9 protein-coding genes are annotated in these 18,635 nt (G+C 61.8%); 5 read left to right on the top strand and 4 right to left on the bottom strand.

All coding sequences use genetic code 11. The features are described from left to right. Positions 1 to 86: 86 nt before the first annotated feature. The 4 genes from aceE (at position 87) to msrA (ending at position 8,118) form a co-directional block, all read left to right on the top strand. Positions 87 to 2,732: a pyruvate dehydrogenase (acetyl-transferring), homodimeric type gene (gene aceE, locus H0Z09_RS04420; RefSeq protein WP_076951797.1), complete on the top strand. Its 2,646-nt coding sequence runs from the start codon at positions 87 to 89 to the stop codon at positions 2,730 to 2,732. A gap of 11 nt (positions 2,733 to 2,743) precedes the next feature. Beyond that, the gene (gene aceF, locus H0Z09_RS04415) at positions 2,744 to 4,396 is read left to right on the top strand and encodes a dihydrolipoyllysine-residue acetyltransferase (protein ID WP_186687780.1); all 1,653 of its coding nucleotides are present in this window, start codon (positions 2,744 to 2,746) and stop codon (positions 4,394 to 4,396) included. 316 nt (positions 4,397 to 4,712) lie between these two features. Next, positions 4,713 to 7,397 carry a GGDEF and EAL domain-containing protein gene (locus H0Z09_RS04410; protein ID WP_186687778.1) on the top strand — a complete coding sequence of 895 codons (2,685 nt, stop codon included), beginning with the start codon at positions 4,713 to 4,715 and terminating at the stop codon, positions 7,395 to 7,397. Between the two features lie 73 nt (positions 7,398 to 7,470). After that, complete coding sequence (gene msrA, locus H0Z09_RS04405) at positions 7,471 to 8,118, top strand: peptide-methionine (S)-S-oxide reductase MsrA (RefSeq protein ID WP_186687776.1); 648 nt, start codon at positions 7,471 to 7,473, stop codon at positions 8,116 to 8,118. A 183-nt stretch (positions 8,119 to 8,301) separates the two neighbouring features. On the opposite strand, the gene rlmJ is transcribed toward msrA, so the two are convergent. The 4 genes from rlmJ to putP all read right to left on the bottom strand — a co-directional run bounded on the left by rlmJ (position 8,302) and on the right by putP (position 13,616). After that, positions 8,302 to 9,138 carry a 23S rRNA (adenine(2030)-N(6))-methyltransferase RlmJ gene (rlmJ, locus tag H0Z09_RS04400; RefSeq protein ID WP_186687774.1) on the bottom strand — a complete coding sequence of 279 codons (837 nt, stop codon included), beginning with the start codon at positions 9,136 to 9,138 and terminating at the stop codon, positions 8,302 to 8,304. Positions 9,139 to 9,220: 82 nt separating this feature from the next. Next, on the bottom strand, positions 9,221 to 9,910 hold the full coding sequence (locus H0Z09_RS04395; protein ID WP_186687771.1) for a DUF4123 domain-containing protein: 690 nt from the start codon (positions 9,908 to 9,910) through the stop codon (positions 9,221 to 9,223). Between the two features lie 15 nt (positions 9,911 to 9,925). Beyond that, the gene (locus H0Z09_RS04390) at positions 9,926 to 11,926 is read right to left on the bottom strand and encodes a type VI secretion system tip protein VgrG (RefSeq protein ID WP_186687768.1); all 2,001 of its coding nucleotides are present in this window, start codon (positions 11,924 to 11,926) and stop codon (positions 9,926 to 9,928) included. A gap of 205 nt (positions 11,927 to 12,131) precedes the next feature. Continuing rightward, complete coding sequence (gene putP, locus H0Z09_RS04385) at positions 12,132 to 13,616, bottom strand: sodium/proline symporter PutP (RefSeq protein WP_186687765.1); 1,485 nt, start codon at positions 13,614 to 13,616, stop codon at positions 12,132 to 12,134. Between the two features lie 458 nt (positions 13,617 to 14,074). On the opposite strand from putP, the gene putA reads away from it, so the two are divergent. After that, positions 14,075 to 18,028 (top strand): trifunctional transcriptional regulator/proline dehydrogenase/L-glutamate gamma-semialdehyde dehydrogenase, encoded by a 3,954-nt coding sequence (gene putA / locus H0Z09_RS04380; RefSeq protein WP_186687762.1) that lies wholly within the window; start codon positions 14,075 to 14,077, stop codon positions 18,026 to 18,028. The last annotated feature ends 607 nt before the right edge of the window (positions 18,029 to 18,635 follow it).

Genomic DNA, 18,635 nt, shown 5'->3' with positions numbered 1-18,635 from the left:
TCCAAGAATTTATGTCGTCTGCCCACAAGGCCAGTCGCAAACTTCAGGCAACCGATTCTGGTAGCCTTTCCGCCCTGGAGCAAGCCATGCAAGACCTCGATCCCGTCGAAACCCAGGAATGGCTGGACGCCCTGGAATCGGTTCTCGACAAAGAAGGCGAAGACCGTGCTCACTACCTGATGACCCGTATGGGCGAACTCGCGACCCGCAGCGGCTCGCAACTGCCCTACGCCATCACTACGCCATACCGCAACACCATCCCCGTTACCCACGAAGCACGCATGCCTGGCGACCTGTTCATGGAACGCCGCATTCGCTCGCTGGTACGTTGGAACGCCATGGCGATGGTAATGCGCACGAACTTGAAAGATTCTGACCTGGGCGGTCACATCTCCAGCTTCGCTTCCAGCGCAACCCTGTATGACATCGGCTTCAACTACTTCTTCCAGGCCCCGACCGACGAACACGGCGGCGACCTGATCTACTTCCAGGGCCACACCTCGCCAGGCGTCTACGCCCGTGCGTTCATGGAAGGCCGTATCACCGAAGAGCAAATGAACAACTTCCGCCAGGAAGTCGACGGTCAGGGCCTCTCGTCCTACCCGCACCCTTGGCTGATGCCTGATTTCTGGCAGTTCCCGACCGTTTCCATGGGTCTGGGCCCTATTCAAGCGATCTACCAGGCACGCTTCATGAAGTACCTGGAAGCCCGCGGCTTCATCCCTGAAGGCAAGCAGAAAGTCTGGTGTTTCCTGGGCGACGGCGAGTGTGACGAGCCGGAATCCCTGGGCGCCATCTCCCTGGCCGGCCGCGAGAAGCTGGACAACCTGATCTTCGTCATCAACTGCAACCTGCAACGCCTCGACGGCCCGGTTCGCGGCAACGGCAAGATCATCCAGGAACTCGAAGGCGTGTTCCGCGGCGCTCACTGGAACGTGACCAAGGTCATCTGGGGCCGCTTCTGGGACCCACTGCTGGCCAAGGACGTCGACGGTATCCTGCAACGTCGCATGGACGCAGTCATCGACGGCGAGTACCAGAACTACAAAGCCAAAGACGGCGCGTTCGTTCGCGAGCACTTCTTCAACACGCCTGAACTCAAGGCGATGGTTGCGGACCTGTCCGACGACGAGATCTGGAAGCTCAACCGTGGCGGCCACGACCCGTACAAGGTCTACGCGGCGTACCACGAAGCGGTCAACCACAAGGAACAACCGACCGTTATCCTGGCCAAGACCATCAAGGGTTATGGCACCGGTGCCGGCGAAGCGAAAAACACCGCGCACAACACCAAGAAAGTCGATGTCGACAGCCTGAAGTTGTTCCGCGACCGCTTCGACATCCCGGTCAAGGACGAAGAGCTTGAGAACCTGCCGTTCTTCAAGCCGGAGCCGAACAGCGCCGAAGCCCGCTACCTCAGCGAGCGTCGCACCGCACTGGGCGGTTTCGTGCCGCAGCGCCGCGCCAAGAGCGTCAGCATCCCGACCCCGCCACTCGATACCCTCAAGGCTATCCTGGACGGCTCGGGCGACCGTGAAATCTCCACCACCATGGCCTTCGTGCGGATCCTCGCGCAGCTGGTCAAGGACAAGGAAATCGGTTCGCGCATCGTACCGATCATCCCGGACGAAGCCCGTACCTTCGGTATGGAAGGCATGTTCCGTCAGCTGGGCATCTACTCCTCCGTCGGCCAGCTCTACGAGCCAGTCGATAAAGACCAGGTGATGTTCTACAAGGAAGACAAGAAGGGCCAGATCCTCGAAGAAGGCATCAACGAAGCGGGCGCCATGAGCTCCTTCATCGCTGCCGGTACGTCGTACTCCAGCCACAACCAGCCGATGCTGCCGTTCTACATCTTCTACTCGATGTTCGGCTTCCAGCGCATTGGCGACCTGGCATGGGCCGCCGGCGACAGCCGTACCCGTGGTTTCCTGATCGGCGGTACCGCCGGGCGCACCACGCTGAACGGCGAAGGCCTGCAACACGAAGACGGTCACAGCCACATCCTGGCTGCCACCATCCCGAACTGCCGCACCTTTGATCCAACCTACGGCTACGAGCTGGCGGTGATCATCCAGGACGGCATGAAGAAGATGACCGAAGAGCAGCAGGACGTTTTCTACTACATCACCGTGATGAACGAGTCCTACCAGCAGCCAGCCATGCCGGCCGGCGTGGAAGAAGGCATCATCAAGGGCATGTACCTGCTCGAAGAAGACACCAAGGAAGCGGCGCACCACGTACAGCTGATGGGCTCCGGCACCATCCTGCGCGAAGTGCGTGAAGCGGCGAAGATCCTGCGTGACGAGTTCAACGTCGGCGCCGACGTGTGGAGCGTCACCAGCTTCAACGAACTGCGCCGCGACGGCCTGGCCGTAGAGCGCAACAACCGCCTGCACCCAGGCCAGAAGCCACAACTGAGCTATGTCGAAGAGTGCCTGAACGGCCGTAAAGGTCCGGTCATTGCCTCCACCGACTACATGAAGCTGTTTGCTGAACAAATTCGCCAGTGGGTCCCGTCCAAGGAATTCAAAGTCCTGGGCACCGACGGTTTCGGTCGCAGTGACAGCCGCAAGAAGCTGCGTCACTTCTTCGAAGTCGACCGTCACTTCGTGGTGTTGGCAGCCCTGGAAGCCTTGGCTGACCGTGGTGAGATCGAACCCAAGGTGGTGGCCGATGCCATCGTCAAGTTCGGGATCAACCCGGAAAAACGCAACCCACTGGACTGCTGAGGAGACTTTTTGTGAGCGAACTCATTCGCGTACCTGACATCGGCAGCGGTGAAGGTGAAGTAATCGAGCTGTTTGTGAAGGTCGGCGACACCGTCGAAGCCGACCAGAGCATCCTGACCCTTGAGTCGGACAAGGCGAGCATGGAAATTCCTGCTCCCAAGGCCGGCGTGGTCAAGAGCCTGAAAGTAAAGCTGGGCGACCGTCTGAAAGAAGGCGACGAACTACTTGAGCTGGAAATCGAAGGTGCCGCGGATGCGGCGCCTGCCGCAGCCGCACCTGCCGCCGAGGCAACTGCGCCTGCCGCTGAAAAGCCTGCCGCTGCTGCCGAGGCTGCTCCAGCCCCGGCTGCCGCACCTGCCACCGCCACGGTCCAGGACATTCACGTCCCGGACATCGGCTCGTCGGGCAAGGCCAAGATCATCGAGTTGCTGGTCAAGGTCGGCGACACCGTCGAAGCCGACCAGTCGCTGATTACCCTGGAGTCCGACAAGGCTTCCATGGAAATCCCATCGCCGGCTGCCGGCGTGGTGGAGAGCATCGCGGTCAAGCTGGAAGACGAAGTCGGCACCGGTGACTTCATCCTCAAGCTGAAAGTACAAGGCGCTGCACCGGCCGCTGCGCCAGCTCCGACTGCTGCCCCTGCCGCCAAGGCTGAAGCTGCTCCGGCCGCTGCCGCCCCTGCACCTGTTGCTGCGAAAACCGAGGCCGCACCGGCCCCGGCGGCTGCCGCGCCAGCGCCAAGCGGTGCCAAGGTTCACGCAGGCCCGGCCGTACGCCAGCTGGCCCGAGAATTTGGTGTCGAGCTCAACGCTGTGTCGGCCACCGGCCCGCACGGTCGGGTGCTGAAGGAAGACGTGCAGGTCTACGTCAAAGCCATGATGCAGAAGGCCAAGGAAGCACCGGCTGGCGGCGCGGCTACCGGTGGTTCGGGCATTCCGCCGATCCCGGTCGTCGACTTCAGCCGCTTCGGCGAAACCGAAGAAGTGCCGATGACCCGCCTGATGCAAATCGGCGCGTCGAGCCTGCACCGCAGCTGGCTGAACATTCCGCACGTGACCCAGTTCGACCAGGCCGACATTACCGACCTGGAAGCTTTCCGCGTTGCGCAGAAAGCCGTGGCCGAGAAGGCCGGCGTGAAACTGACCGTGCTGCCACTGCTGCTCAAGGCCTGTGCGCACCTGCTCAAGGAACTGCCGGACTTCAACAGTTCGCTGGCGCCGAGCGGCAAGGCGATCATCCGCAAGAAATACGTACACATCGGCTTTGCCGTCGACACTCCGGATGGCCTGCTGGTACCGGTCATCAAGAACGTCGACCAGAAAAGCCTGCTGCAACTTGCTGCCGAAGCGGCTGCATTGGCTGCCAAGGCCCGTGACAAGAAGCTCACCGCGGACGATATGCAAGGTGCGTGCTTCACCATCTCCAGCCTCGGCCACATTGGCGGCACTGGCTTTACGCCAATCGTCAACGCGCCGGAAGTGGCGATCCTGGGCGTATCCAAGGCAACCATCCAGCCTGTGTGGGACGGTAAAGCGTTCCAACCGAAGCTGATGCTGCCGCTGTCGTTGTCCTACGATCACCGTGTGATCAACGGTGCCGCTGCCGCTCGCTTCACACAGCGTCTGAGCCAGCTGCTGAACGACATCCGCACCATCCTGCTGTAAGCACCAACAGGCCTCCTTTTGACCGGGGAGGCCTGGTTGCACCGATTTCCGAGCGCCACGCTCGTACCTCAACCCGGCCACTTGGCCGGGCTTTTTTTTGCCGGTTTTCGGGCACAAAGCTGGACATACAAGACAGGTTTGTACACCTTCCACCTCTCGACTGTAGAAATTCCTTTCGCGGCCGATACACCCCTTATAGCACTTAGCCTTCATCCTCTCTTGTCAGCCCGCGCCGCATGATGCAACCTTGCCGCAGGCAACAGAAAAGAGGGCGTGAGCCCGGCGCCGTGCGCGTAATTTCAAGTGAGTCCGTCCCATGAAAAGCCAACCCGATGTCGCCCGAATGGCGGCCGAGGTAGTGACGCAGTTACCGGTGCCTTCGCGCCTCGGTATGCTGCGTTTCGAGCGGCTTAATGAGGCAAGCTGGGCCCTCCTCTACCTCGACCCCAATTGCGAGCGCCAATTCGGCCTGCCGGCAGTCGAACTGTGCGCCCTGCTAGGTACGCCCTACGCCAGCCTGATGGAACCCCAAGCGCGTTATCAACTGCACGACACCATCCAGCAGCAACTGGCCCTGAGCCCCCATTACCTGGTGCGCTACACGTTGCACACCAACGACGGCCCGCTGAGCCTGCTGGAAATGGGCGAAGCCTACAAACAGCACAATCGCCACCTGCTGCGCGGCTACCTGATGGTGGTCGATGGCCTGTTCAGCGAAATTCCCGCGGCCGCGCCCACGCAAGACCTGGAAAACCAGAACAGCCGCCTGCAAATCGCCCTGGAACTCAACCAGCGCGCACAGCAGGAACAATTGCAGCACCTGGAGCGCGTGCGCGCCCAGCAGGAGTTGATCCTGCTGCTGGCCCGCCAGCGCTACACCATCAACAATTCGCTGCAGGAAGCCGCCGAGCTGATCACCCGCAGCGCCTGCGATGTCTACCAGATCGATTGCGCGAGCATCTGGAACCTTGAGGGTCAGCGCCTGGTGCCGATCTCGGCCTATCACCGTGACGATCAGCAACACCACATGCCCGAGCCCATTGACGCCAGCTGCTTTCCCGATTACCTGGAAGCCTTGCACACCAGCCGGGCCATCGACGCCACCAACGCCTTGCGCGACCCGCGCACCCGCGAAATGGCTGAGAACAAAGACATCCACGCCATGCTCGACGCGAGCATCCGCGTCGACGGCCAGGTCGTCGGTGTGCTGTGCCTGGAGCAAAGCGGCAGTACGCGCGCCTGGCAGGCCGACGAAATCGCCTTTGCCGGCGAGCTGGCCGACCAGTTCGCGCAGGTTATCAACAACCACAACCGGCGCACCGCCACCAGCGCCTTGCACCTGTTCCAGCGGGCCGTGGAACAAAGCGCCAACGCCTTTCTGCTGGTCAACTGTGACGGCGTGGTGGAGTACGTCAACCCGAGCTTTACCGCCATCACCCAGTACAGCGCCGAAGAAGTCCACGGCCACCGCCTGGCGCAACTGCCGGCCCTGGAGAACCTCAGCGAATTGCTGTTCGACGCGCCGTCGGCACTGGCCAAGAGCAACAGCTGGCAAGGCGAATTCAAGAGCCGCCGCAAAAACCTGGAACCCTACTGGGGCCAGTTGTCGATTTCCAAGGTGTATGGCGACAACCGTGAGCTGACGCACTACATCGGCATCTACGAAGACATCACCCAGGCCAAGCTGGCCCAGCAGCGCATTGAGCGCCTGGCGTATACCGACAATCTGACCAACCTGGGCAACCGCCCGGCCTTCATCCGCAACCTCGATGAGCGCTTTGCCCGTGACAGCGACAGCCCTATCAGTTTGTTGCTGGTGGACATCGACAACTTCAAGCGCATCAACGACAGCCTGGGCCACCAGACCGGCGACAAGCTGCTGATCAGCCTGGCCCGCCGCCTGCGTAACAGCCTGAGCACCGGTGGCAGCCTGGCGCGGTTCGCCAGTAACGAATTCGCGGTATTGCTTGATGACACCGACCTGGAAAGCGGCCAGCAGGTGGCCAGCCAGTTGCTGGCGACCCTCGACAAACCGATGTTCGTCGACAACCAGTTGATCAGCGTCACCGGCTCCGTGGGCCTTGCCTGCGCGCCGCTGCATGGCCGCGACCCGCAGACCCTGATGCGCAACGCCGGCCTGGCCCTGCACAAGGCCAAGGCCAACGGCAAACACCAGGTCCAGGTGTTTACCGAGGCGCTGAATGCCGAGGCCAGCTATAAGCTGTTCGTCGAGAACAACCTGCGCCGCGCCCTCACCCAGAACGAGCTGGACGTGTTCTACCAGCCCAAGCTGTGCCTGCGCAGCGGCCGCCTGCTGGGCATGGAAGCGCTGCTGCGCTGGAACCACCCGGAAAAGGGCATGATCCGTCCCGACCAGTTCATCAGCGTGGCTGAAGAAACCGGCCTGATCATCCCCATCGGCAAATGGATCGCGCGCCAGGCCTGCCGCATGAGCAAGCAACTGAGCGCCGGCGGCATGGGCAACTTGCAGGTGGCGATCAACCTGTCACCCAAGCAGTTCTCCGACCCGGACCTGGTGGCCTCGATTGCCACCATCCTCAAGGAAGAACAACTGCCGGCCAACCTGCTGGAGCTGGAACTGACCGAAGGCTTGCTGCTTGAAGCCACCGAGGACACGCGCCTGCAACTGGATCAACTGAAGAGCTTTGGCCTGACCCTGGCCATGGATGACTTCGGCACCGGTTACTCGTCGCTGAGCTATTTGAAAAAATTTCCCATCGACATCATCAAGATCGACCGCAGCTTCATCCACGAAATCCCGGATAACCAGGACGACATGGAAATCACCTCGGCCGTGATCGCCATGGCTCACAACCTCAAGCTCAAGGTCGTTGCCGAAGGCATCGAGACCGCCGAGCAACTGGCCTTCCTGCGCCGGCACCGTTGCGACGTGGGCCAGGGCTACCTGTTCGACCGGCCAATCCCCGGCGCAGAGCTGCTCGAAAAGCTTAAACGCTACCCGCGCGGGCCAATCGCCTGACAGCGCGGCAACACTCGGGCACACTGGCGGTCGGATTCCATACCTAACTCAAATCTGACTGGGAGGACTGATCATGGTCTTGCGCTCGGAAATTCTGGTGAACAAAAACGTGCTGCCTACTCAAGAACAAGCGTTGCCTGGCCGTGAAACACCAATGGCATTGCCAGAGACTCACTTCGTCAACGGCAACCCGTTGCTCGGCCCTTTTATCGACGACGTCGGCTTCGCCATCTTCGGCCTGGGCTGCTTCTGGGGCGCGGAACGTAAATTCTGGGAACGCGACGGCGTGGTCAGCACCGTGGTGGGTTACGCCGGCGGCTACACGCCAAACCCGACCTATGAAGAAGTCTGCTCGGGCCTGACCGGCCATAGCGAAGTGGTGCTGGTGGTGTACGACCAGGCCAAGGTGAAATACGAAGATTTGCTGAAGATGTTCTGGGAACTGCACAACCCGACCCAGGGCATGCGCCAGGGCAACGATATTGGCAGCCAGTACCGCTCGGTGATCTACGCGACCACGCCGGAGCAACTGGAAGCCGCCAAAGCCAGCGCCGACGCCTATCAGGCGGAACTGACCAAGGCCGGCCTGGGCCAGATCACCACCGAAATCGACGAAGCGCCGACGGTGTACTTCGCCGAGACGTATCACCAGCAGTACCTGGCGAAGAATCCGCAGGGGTATTGCGGGATCGGCGGCACAGGCGTGACCTGCCCGATCTGAAGGCCAGCGCAATTCAACATGTGGGAACGGGCTTGTGTGGGAGCTGGCTTGCCTGCGATAGCATCACCGAGGTGTGACTGACACACCGAGGTGCCTGCATCGCGGGCAAGTCGAGGCGTCGAACCGCCGGCTCCCACACAAGCCCGCTCCCACATTTGGTTTTGTGTATGGCTCGATATCTAACTATTCAGCTATAAGCCAATCCATCTGCCAGCCACCCTGGGTTTGGCCAAGCTTCTTGGACAACCACGGCAGCAGCTCGCGCAATTCCTCTTCCAGGCCCCACGGCGGATTGGCGATTGCCAGGCCCGAGCCGGTCAGGGTGTTGGGCGTGTCCAGCGGGTGTACCAGCAGCTCCACACGCAGCAACTTGGGCGCACCGGTGCCGGCCAGGTCCTGGTAGAAACGGCGCAACAGGCGCTGATCCTTTACCGGGTACCAGATGGCCGCGACGGTCTGGCGCATCCGGCTGACCGCCTCTTTGAGGGACGCCGCGCAGCGTTGCATCTCGTCGAGCTTTTCGAACGGAGGATCGATCAGCATCAGCGCGCGCTTTTCCGGCACCGGCAGCAAGGCGCGCGGAACATGCCAGCCTTCGCCCAGGTGCACTTTGACGCGACGGTCGCCCTTCATGTTGTCCTTGAGCAGCACGCCGTCTTCCGGGTGCTTTTCATTGAGCAGCACACGATCCTGCGGACGGGTAAGGCGTCGCGCCAATTCCGGCGAGCCGGGGTAGTAGCGCAACTCGCCATCCGAGTTCATCTCATGCAGCACACGCATGTAATCGGCGGTCAGCGGCGGCAGGTCGCTTTGGCCCCACAGCCGCGCGATGCCTTCCAGGTATTCACCGGTGCGGTTGGCCTGGTCGCCCTGCAAGTCATACAAGCCGATGCCGGCGTGGGTGTCCAGGTAGGAGAACGGCTGCTCCTTGCGCGACATCAAGGCGATGAGGCGGGTCAAGGTCAGGTGTTTGAAGACATCGGCGTGGTTGCCGGCGTGAAAGGCGTGACGATAATTCATGGTTGCTCCTGCGCAGGGGGCGGAGTTTACCTGCTGCGCGAGCAAAGGTGCAGGCCGGCGTGCCGGGCGGTGCTTATGTGGATCACCCCAACTCCGGGGCCAGGTAGTCGGCCAGCGCCTGATGGTCGATCTCTCGGCTACCCACGAAGTAGGCGACCTTGTGCCGCAAGGTCGCCAACGGGAAGGCGGTATACAGGTCGGGGCGCTGTTCTTCGAGCCATTGCAACAGGTTGCCGACAAGGGTCTGTGGCGATTGCTCGGCCAGGTGCTCCAGTAACGCTGCCGGCACGCGCCACCATGGGCTTGCCTTGGCGGGAGTGACCGGGCGGGGCGCAACGGTCAGCGCCTGGCCATTGATCACATAACGCTGGAATACCGGCAACACCTCGCCCATGTCATCACCCAGCTGCTGCAGGATCGGCAACATCTGTGCGCCGTCCCAGAAACGCAGAAACACTTCCTGGCCATCGGGCAAGATCACCTTGGTCAGGCTTCGCAGGTGTGCGACCACCACCTCCAACGGGCTGGTAGACATACCCAGCCAACCCCAGTCCGTTGCGTCGGTGGAGGCCACCCACTCAAGGAAAGGGCTGCCCGGCTCGACGATGCCCACATAGGGCATCACCTCATCCCATGTCGCATAAGACGTGCCGGCCCAGACAGGCTGCGGCGCGGCTGCCGCACTAAGTGCCCGCCAAGCCTCCAAGGGCCTGGCGTCGCTGGCGGCGCCCAGTACCGCGAAGATCTGTTCACCAGGCATAGGTGGATGCATCGACATAAAGCTCCTTCAAGGTTGGATCCCATGGCTGTGCCGGGGGAGATCGCACTGGCCGTTCCTGCAACGCTCACACTCTTCGCAAAATGGCGCACTGCGCTTCAGGCTGGCGACTTGCACGCGGCTCAGCGGTGCAGCAAGCACGGCCAGCAAAGTCGCCTTCGCTCCTGGGACCAACGGCGCGGACGCGGCAACGGGCGCGCTACCGAGCTGGATCGGTACACTGCTGAAAATGCCGCCTGCAGACAGCGTGATCGACTGCCCGCCGGCCTGAATCGTGACAGTCGCGCCCGCATCGATGACGATGCTTTGCCCTGCCCCAATCCGAATGGTTTGTCCGGCATGCACCTGCTGCGAACCGCCGACCACCAGGTGGTCATCCTGCTTGAGATCGGTCAGGCGATTACCGTGGGTGATCCGCTGTTCTTCGCCTTGCAGTTCGTGGTGCGACTCACCGCCCACTGTCACGCGGTGGTCATGCAGCACATGCTGCGTCCAATCCCGCTGTGCACGCAGGTAGATTTCTTCGGCACCCTTGCGATCCTCGATGCGCAGCTCGCTATAGCCGCCCCCACCGGGGCTGCTCTGGCTGCGCAAGATGCTGCGGGTCTTGTCCGCCGGCAAATCGAGGGGCACCTGCGTGGCCGCGTTGGCCAGGCAGCCCATCACCAGCGGCATGTCCATGTCGCCATTGACGAAACCCACCAGCACTTCCATGCCAACCCGTGGAATCAATACCGAACCATAGCGATCATGCGCCCAGGCACTGGCCACCCTCAGCCAGCAGCTGGAATGTTCGTTATGCTCCCCGGCGCGATCCCACGCCAGCTGCACTTTGACCCGGCCATATTCATCACAATGGATTTCGCTGTCGGCGGGGCCGGTGACCACTGCGTTCTGGTAGCCGGCAATGGTCGGCCGAGGCTGCTCAGGCAAGGCGGGACGAAAGACCGCATCCCAGGGTATGGCGGTAAATTCGTTGCGATACCCCTGGCGCATATCCCCGCCTGCCACTTCGGTTACGAGTTCTTCCAGCACCTGGGGCTGCTTGCCTGCATGGGTCACTTGCGTGACCAGCCACAGGCCGTTCCAGTCGTCACGTGGGTGGCCGGCCAGCTTGAGGAACCGGCCGCTTACCAAAGCGGGCTCATCCCCGCTGCCATGGGCGATGCGATAGTCACTGCGATGACGCTCCAGGCTGCGTTGCGCGAGGTATTTGCCATGGGCGCGATCGCTGAAGCGGCCGGGGTAATCCTGCACGTCGAGCTTGGGCAGCTGCTCGCCGGACACCGCGCTTTCGAGCGACAGGCGCGGCTTGCAAAAGTCGTAATCACGCAGGTTCACCGCCGTGGTGCGGGCTTGCACCTGCAGCGCAAACCGCTTGATCGCCGGGGTTTGCGCCACCATCCCGGAGCCCGGGGTGTAGGGCGTCGGCTGATCCGCCTGGGCAAAGACCGTCTGGTCGTCGCCGAATACCAGCCCATGCCCTTCGGCCGAATGCTGGAAGTGATAATGAATGCCCAACTCTGCGCAAAGCCGCTGAATGAAAGCCAGGTCCGTCTCGCCAAACTGCACGCAGTACTCGCGCTCGGGGTAGGTGCCGCTCAGCCGGAACTCGAAACGATCGCTGTGAATGCCCTGCCCTTCCAGAACCCGGGCGATAATCTGCGGCACCGTCTGATGTTGAAAGATCCTCTGGTGGCTGCTGTGCGCCAGATACGCGAGCTGTGGCACCAGGCTGATCTGGTAACGCGTCAGCCGCCGCCCGGAATCGCCCTGCGCCACCCGGTAGACCAGACCATGGACACCATGGCCGCGATCATCAAACCCGAGGTACACCGGGTGATGCAGCAGGCTTTCCAAATCGAGATCGGGCCGCTCGGCGACCAGCTCCAGATCAAAACGGTAGGGCTGGCTGATGGATTCAACACCACTGAACTCGAACACCTTGAGTTCACTGGGCTCCCCGTCGAGGGTCAGGGTAAAGGCACTTTGATTGGCAGGAGCGAACATCCGGTGTTTCTCTGCGAGGGGTGGGTAGCGGATTCTGCATCAGCGCTGCGCTCTGCCGAGCACACCTCTGGAAAAACAGTAAAGCCCTACACGCACACGTCCGATTTTTCTTAGGACCGGCGCAAAGCACACACGCAAAAAAGGCCCGCCATCCGTAGGACGCGAGCCTTTTTTTCAATTCGTGGGGCGCTTAACGCCCGCCGAATTACTTATTGAGGTTGTAGTCTTTTTCTGCCGCATCAAAGCGCTCGACCATACCCGCGGTCGGTGCGCCCATCTTGCTCACGAAGTAGATCGCGAGGCTGGCGAAGATGAAGCCTGGGATGATTTCGTACAGGCCCAGCAGCTCGAAGTGTTTCCACACGATCACCGTGACCGCGCCGACCAGGATGCCGGCCAGCGCGCCATTGCGGGTCATCTGTTTCCAGATCACCGAGATCAGCACCACAGGGCCGAACGCAGCGCCGAAGCCGGCCCAGGCGTAGCTCACCAGGCCCAGCACGCGGTTTTCCGGGTTGGCGGCCATGGCGATGGCGATCAAGGCGACCAGCAGCACCATCAGGCGACCGACCCACACCAGCTCGAGCTGGGAGGCGTTTTTGCGCAGGAAAGACTTGTAGAAGTCTTCGGTCAGCGCGCTGGAGCACACCAGCAGTTGGCAGCTCAGGGTGCTCATTACGGCGGCGAGAATGGCCGACAGCAGAACACCGGCAACCCATGGGTTGAACAGGATTTTTGCCAGTTCGATAAACACGCGCTCAGGGTTTTCGGTCACTGCACCTGCCACTTCAGGATGCGCCGAGAAGTAGGCGATACCAAAGAAGCCCACGGCCACGGTGCCGCCCAGGCACAGGATCATCCAGGCCATGGAGATGCGACGCGCCTTGGCGATCGACTTCACCGAATCGGCCGCCATGAAACGCGCGAGGATGTGCGGCTGGCCGAAGTAACCCAGGCCCCAGCCCATCAGCGAGATGATGCCGATGAAGGTGGTGTTCTTGAGCATGTCGAAGTTGGTCGGGTCCTTGGCTTCAATGGCCAGGAAGGTGGTGTCGACGCCACCGGTGGCCAGCAGCACGATGATCGGCGTAAGGATAAGCGCGAAGATCATCAGCGTGGCTTGTACGGTGTCTGTCCAACTCACCGCCAGGAAACCACCGACGAAGGTGTAGGCAATGGTCGCTGCGGCGCCGGCCCACAATGCGGTTTCGTAGGACATGCCGAAGGTGCTTTCGAACAGGCGGGCACCGGCCACGATGCCGGAAGCGCAGTAGATGGTGAAGAACACCAGGATCACGACAGCGGAGATGATCCGCAGCAGGCCGCTTTTATCTTCGAAACGGCTGGAGAAGTAATCCGGCAGCGTCAGCGCGTCACCGTTGTGCTCGGTCTGTACCCGCAGGCGACCGGCGACGAACAGCCAGTTGAGGTAGGCACCGACGATCAGGCCGATGGCAATCCAGCTTTCCGACAAGCCGGACATGTAGATCGCGCCGGGCAGGCCCATCAGCAACCAGCCACTCATATCGGAGGCGCCGGCGGACAAGGCTGTCACCACGCTACCGAGGCTGCGACCGCCGAGGATGTAATCGGAAAGGTTGTTGGTGGAGCGATAGGCCATGAAGCCGATCAGCACCATTGCTGCGATGTAGATCACGAAGGTGATCAGGGTTGGATTACTAACGCTCATAAGAGTGACGCCCTGGCTTTGTTTTTATGTAGCGGCGGTCTGTCAGACGGCCACCTACTGCAAGTAGGAAGACGTAGCTGCGTGCCGCGCATTTATGACTGGCGTTTCCCCAGGAAAGCCGCCAGCCGATGAACCGACTCGCTGAGTGGTTGCACCTTGGGCGCGAATGCTATTCACAAAGCAAATAAGGTGCAACCAGTTTCGCGAGAATAAGTTGCACCTTAGTGTAAAACTCGGAAAACACCTCGTTTTTGCTCCTTTTCGGAGCAAGAACAGCCCGACTCAGAAGCAAACGCACCAAGCAGAAGCGCAATCGGTCGGCGATGTGTTTTTTTCCCGACCACGAGCAAAAAATTCCTGAAGAAAATGGGTTGCACCCGGTTGCACCTGCGCATGCGCAAAGCTAATCTTGGCGCCAGCTGATGCCACTCGGTAGTGGCACCCATGAGGATAAGAAAATGGCTACGACCACCCTTGGGGTCAAACTTGACGACCCGACCCGCGAGCGCCTCAAGGCCGCCGCGACCTCCATTGATCGCACGCCACACTGGCTGATCAAACAAGCGATCTTCAATTACCTGGAGAAACTGGAGGGTGGTGCAACCCTGACCGAACTCAATGGCCTGAGCAGCAGCAGCGCTGAAGACGCTGGCGAAGTCCAGGCCGACCACGCCCACCAGTGCTTCCTCGAATTTGCCGAAAGCATCCTGCCGCAGTCCGTTTTGCGCGCCTCCATCACCGCCGCCTACCGCCGCCCCGAGCCGGAAGTGGTGCCGATGCTGATCGAGCAGGCGCGCCTGCCGGCCGCGATGGCCGAAGCCACCAACAAGCTGGCGGCCTCGATTGCCGAAAAACTGCGTAACCAGAAGAGTGCCGGTGGCCGTGCCGGTATCGTTCAGGGCCTGCTGCAGGAATTTTCCCTGTCGTCCCAGGAAGGCGTGGCGCTGATGTGCCTGGCCGAAGCGCTCCTGCGCATCCCGGACAAAGGCACCCGCGACGCCCTGATCCGCGACAAGATCAGCACCGGCAACTGGCATCCGCACCTGGGCAACAGCCCGTCGCTGTTCGTCAATGCGGCCACCTGGGGCCTGCTGCTGACCGGCAAGCTGGTCGCCACGCACAACGAAGCGGGCTTGACCTCGTCCCTGAGCCGCATCATCGGCAAAAGCGGCGAGCCGATGATCCGCAAGGGCGTCGACATGGCCATGCGCCTGATGGGCGAGCAGTTCGTCACCGGCGAAACCATCGCCGAAGCCCTGGCCAATGCGAGCAAGTTCGAAGCCAAGGGTTTCCGCTACTCCTACGACATGCTCGGTGAAGCGGCGCTGACAGAACACGATGCGCAGAAGTACCTGGCCTCGTACGAACAAGCCATTCACTCGATCGGCAAAGCCTCCAACGGCCGTGGGATTTATGAAGGCCCGGGCATCTCCATCAAGCTGTCGGCATTGCACCCGCGTTACAGCCGGGCGCAGTACGAGCGGGTGATGGATGAGCTGTACCCGCGCCTGCTGTCCTTGACCCTGCTAGCCAAGCAATACGACATCGGCCTGAATATCGATGCCGAAGAAGCCGACCGCCTGGAGCTGTCGCTGGACCTGCTCGAACGCCTGTGCTTCGAGCCGCAACTGACCGGCTGGAACGGTATCGGTTTCGTGATCCAGGCGTACCAGAAGCGTTGTCCGTACGTGATCGACTACGTAATCGACCTGGCACGCCGCAGCCGCCATCGCCTGATGATCCGCCTGGTAAAAGGCGCGTACTGGGACAGCGAAATCAAGCGCGCCCAGGTCGAGGGCCTGGAAGGCTACCCGGTGTACACCCGCAAGGTGTATACCGACGTTTCCTACATTGCCTGTGCACGCAAACTGCTGTCGGTGCCGGAAGTCATCTACCCGCAGTTCGCCACGCACAACGCCCACACGCTGTCGGCCATCTACCACATCGCCGGTCAGAACTATTACCCCGGCCAGTACGAATTCCAGTGCCTGCACGGCATGGGCGAGCCCTTGTACGAGCAGGTTGTCGGCAAGGTTTCCGAAGGCAAGCTGAACCGTCCGTGCCGTGTATACGCGCCGGTCGGCACCCACGAGACATTGCTGGCGTACCTGGTGCGTCGCCTGCTGGAGAACGGCGCGAACACCTCATTCGTCAACCGCATCGCCGACCACACCATCTCGATTCAGGAACTGGTGGCCGATCCAGTGGCCAACATCGAGCAAATGGCGACGCAGGAAGGCGGCTTCGGCTTGCCGCACCCGCGTATTCCATTGCCGCGCGACCTGTATGGCAGCGACCGCGCCAACTCGGCGGGTATCGACCTGGCCAACGAACACCGCCTGGCGTCGCTGTCCTGCGCTCTGCTGGCCACCGCGCACAACCACTGGAAAGCGTCGCCGATGCTCGGTTGCACCTCCAGCAATGAAGTGGCGGCACCGGTACTGAACCCGTCCGACCTGCGTGATGTGGTCGGTCATGTGCAGGAAGCCACTGTCGAAGACGTCGACAACGCCATCCAATGCGCCATCAGCACCGGTCCGATCTGGCAGGCCACTCCGCCCGCCGAACGCGCCGCGATTCTGGAGCGCGCCGCCGACCTGATGGAAGGCGAGATCCAGCCGCTGATGGGCCTGCTGGCTCGCGAGGCCGGCAAGACGTTCGCCAACGCCATCGCCGAAGTACGCGAGGCCGTGGACTTCCTGCGTTACTACGCAGTGCAGGCGCGCAACGACTTCACCAATGACGCCCACCGCCCACTGGGCCCGGTGGTGTGCATCAGCCCGTGGAACTTCCCGCTGGCGATCTTCAGCGGTCAAGTCGCCGCCGCGCTGGCCGCCGGTAACCCGGTATTGGCCAAGCCTGCCGAGCAGACCCCGCTGGTCGCCGCGCAAGCCGTGCGCATCCTGCTCGAAGCCGGCATTCCCGAAGGCGTGCTGCAACTGCTGCCGGGCCAGGGTGAAACCGTCGGCGCGCGGCTGGTGGGTGATGATCGCGTCAAGGGCGTGATGTTCACCGGCTCCACCGAAGTGGCGCGCCTGCTGCAGCGCAATGTCGCCGGCCGCCTGGACGCCCAGGGCCGTCCGATCCCGCTGATCGCCGAAACCGGCGGCCAGAACGCGATGATCGTCGACTCCTCGGCACTGACCGAACAAGTGGTCATCGACGTGGTGTCCTCGGCCTTCGACAGCGCCGGCCAACGCTGCTCGGCGCTGCGCGTACTGTGCCTGCAGGAAGATTCGGCCGACCGCGTGATCGAAATGCTCAAGGGCGCCATGGCCGAATGTCGCCTGGGCAATCCGGAGCGCCTGTCCGTCGACATCGGCCCGGTGATCGACGCCGAAGCCAAGGCCGGCATCGAGAAACACATCCAGGCCATGCGCGACAAAGGCCGCACTGTGTACCAAGTGGCTATCGCTGATGGCGAAGAGATCAAGCGCGGCACCTTCGTGATGCCAACCCTGATCGAACTGGAAAGCTTCGACGAACTGCAACGCGAAATCTTTGGCCCGGTGCTGCACGTGGTGCGTTACAAGCGCAAAGAGATCGACCAGCTGATCGGCCAGATCAACGCGTCCGGCTACGGCCTGACCCTGGGCGTACACACCCGCATCGACGAGACCATCGCCAAGGTGATCGACAACGTCAATGCCGGTAACGTGTATGTGAACCGCAACATTGTCGGCGCCGTGGTCGGCGTACAACCGTTCGGCGGCGAAGGCCTGTCGGGTACCGGCCCGAAAGCCGGTGGTCCGCTGTACCTGTACCGCCTGCTGTCGACTCGTCCTACCGATGCGATCGAGCAATCCTTCGTACGCGGCGACGCATTGGCCGCACCGGACGTACGTCTGCGCGACGCCATGAGCCAACCGCTCACCGCACTGAAAGCCTGGGCCGACAGCAATCAGTTCAGCGAACTGAGCGCCCTGTGCAGCCAGTTCGCCGCGCAGTCCCAAAGCGGTATCACCCGCCACCTGGCCGGCCCGACCGGCGAGCGCAACAGCTACGCCATCCTGCCCCGCGAGCACGTGCTATGCCTGGCGGACGTGGAAGGCGATCTGCTGACGCAACTGGCGGCGGTATTGGCGGTGGGTGGCTCGGCTGTATGGCCTGAAACCGAGCTGACCAAGGCGCTGTTCCCACGCTTGCCGAAGGAGATTCAGGCGAAGGTCAAGCGCGTGGCCGACTGGACCAAGGACGAGGTGGTGTTCGACGCGGTCCTGCATCACGGTGATTCCGACCAACTGCGTGCGGTGTGCCAGCAAGTGGCGCAGCGTGGCGGCGCGATTGTCGGGGTGCATGGTTTGTCGCAGGGTGAAACGGCGATTGCGCTGGAGCGCCTGGTGATCGAGCGTGCGTTGAGCGTCAACACCGCTGCGGCGGGTGGCAACGCCAGCCTGATGACCATCGGTTAACTGACACAACGCGGTAAACCCTGTGGGAGCTGGCTTGCCTGCGATAGCGGTGAGTCAGCGACAGAGATGTCGACTGACACTGCCCCTTCGCGGCATAGGTATCTACACATCTTTCACAGATTGGCGAGTTCCCCTGTGGCGAGCGGGCTTGTCGAATCGTCGCACCGCCCGCGTTGGGCTGCGAAGCAGCCCTAAAACCAGCCTTCTGCGGAGTGCCTGATACACCGCATTCTGCTTACTTGGGCTGCTTCGCAGCCCAACGCGGGACAAGCCCGCTCGCCACAACAGCCCATTCACTGCGGTTTCAGCGTCGAGCCCAAATTGTGTAGATACCTATGCTCATCGCTGCATGGATATCTACCCAACTTTCAGTTGACCAATCTCCCTGTGGGAGCTGTCGTGCTTTAGCGAGGCTGCGAAAGCGGTGGGTCAGGCGAAAAAAATGCCAGCAGTGCCGCCGCCTTCGCAGCCTCGCTGGGGCTCGACAGCTCCCACATTTTGAACCGAGTTCGACATCAATACCGGTCGGCTCTAAGGCCGCCGCGCTTTGTTTTTGATCTTGATCTGAGGCGCCCCGTCAACCACGCTGGCCGTAATTCGATATTGA

This window comes from Pseudomonas sp. SWRI18 (assembly GCF_014268345.1).
In the GTDB taxonomy this organism is placed as follows: Bacteria; Pseudomonadota; Gammaproteobacteria; order Pseudomonadales; family Pseudomonadaceae; genus Aquipseudomonas; species Aquipseudomonas cedrina.
This window is presented reverse-complemented; position numbering and strand designations above follow the sequence as displayed.

Bases quoted from the DNA above. Each gene is read 5' to 3' on its own strand.
- aceE (WP_076951797.1), top strand. From the start codon at position 87: ATGCAAGACCTCGATCCCGTCGAAACCCAGGAATGGCTGGACGCCCTG.
- H0Z09_RS04410 (WP_186687778.1), top strand. From the start codon at position 4,713: ATGAAAAGCCAACCCGATGTCGCCCGAATGGCGGCCGAGGTAGTGACG.
- msrA (WP_186687776.1), top strand. From the start codon at position 7,471: ATGGTCTTGCGCTCGGAAATTCTGGTGAACAAAAACGTGCTGCCTACT.
- rlmJ (WP_186687774.1), bottom strand. From the start codon at position 9,138: ATGAATTATCGTCACGCCTTTCACGCCGGCAACCACGCCGATGTCTTC.
- H0Z09_RS04395 (WP_186687771.1), bottom strand. From the start codon at position 9,910: ATGCATCCACCTATGCCTGGTGAACAGATCTTCGCGGTACTGGGCGCC.
- H0Z09_RS04390 (WP_186687768.1), bottom strand. From the start codon at position 11,926: ATGTTCGCTCCTGCCAATCAAAGTGCCTTTACCCTGACCCTCGACGGG.
- putP (WP_186687765.1), bottom strand. From the start codon at position 13,616: ATGAGCGTTAGTAATCCAACCCTGATCACCTTCGTGATCTACATCGCA.
- putA (WP_186687762.1), top strand. From the start codon at position 14,075: ATGGCTACGACCACCCTTGGGGTCAAACTTGACGACCCGACCCGCGAG.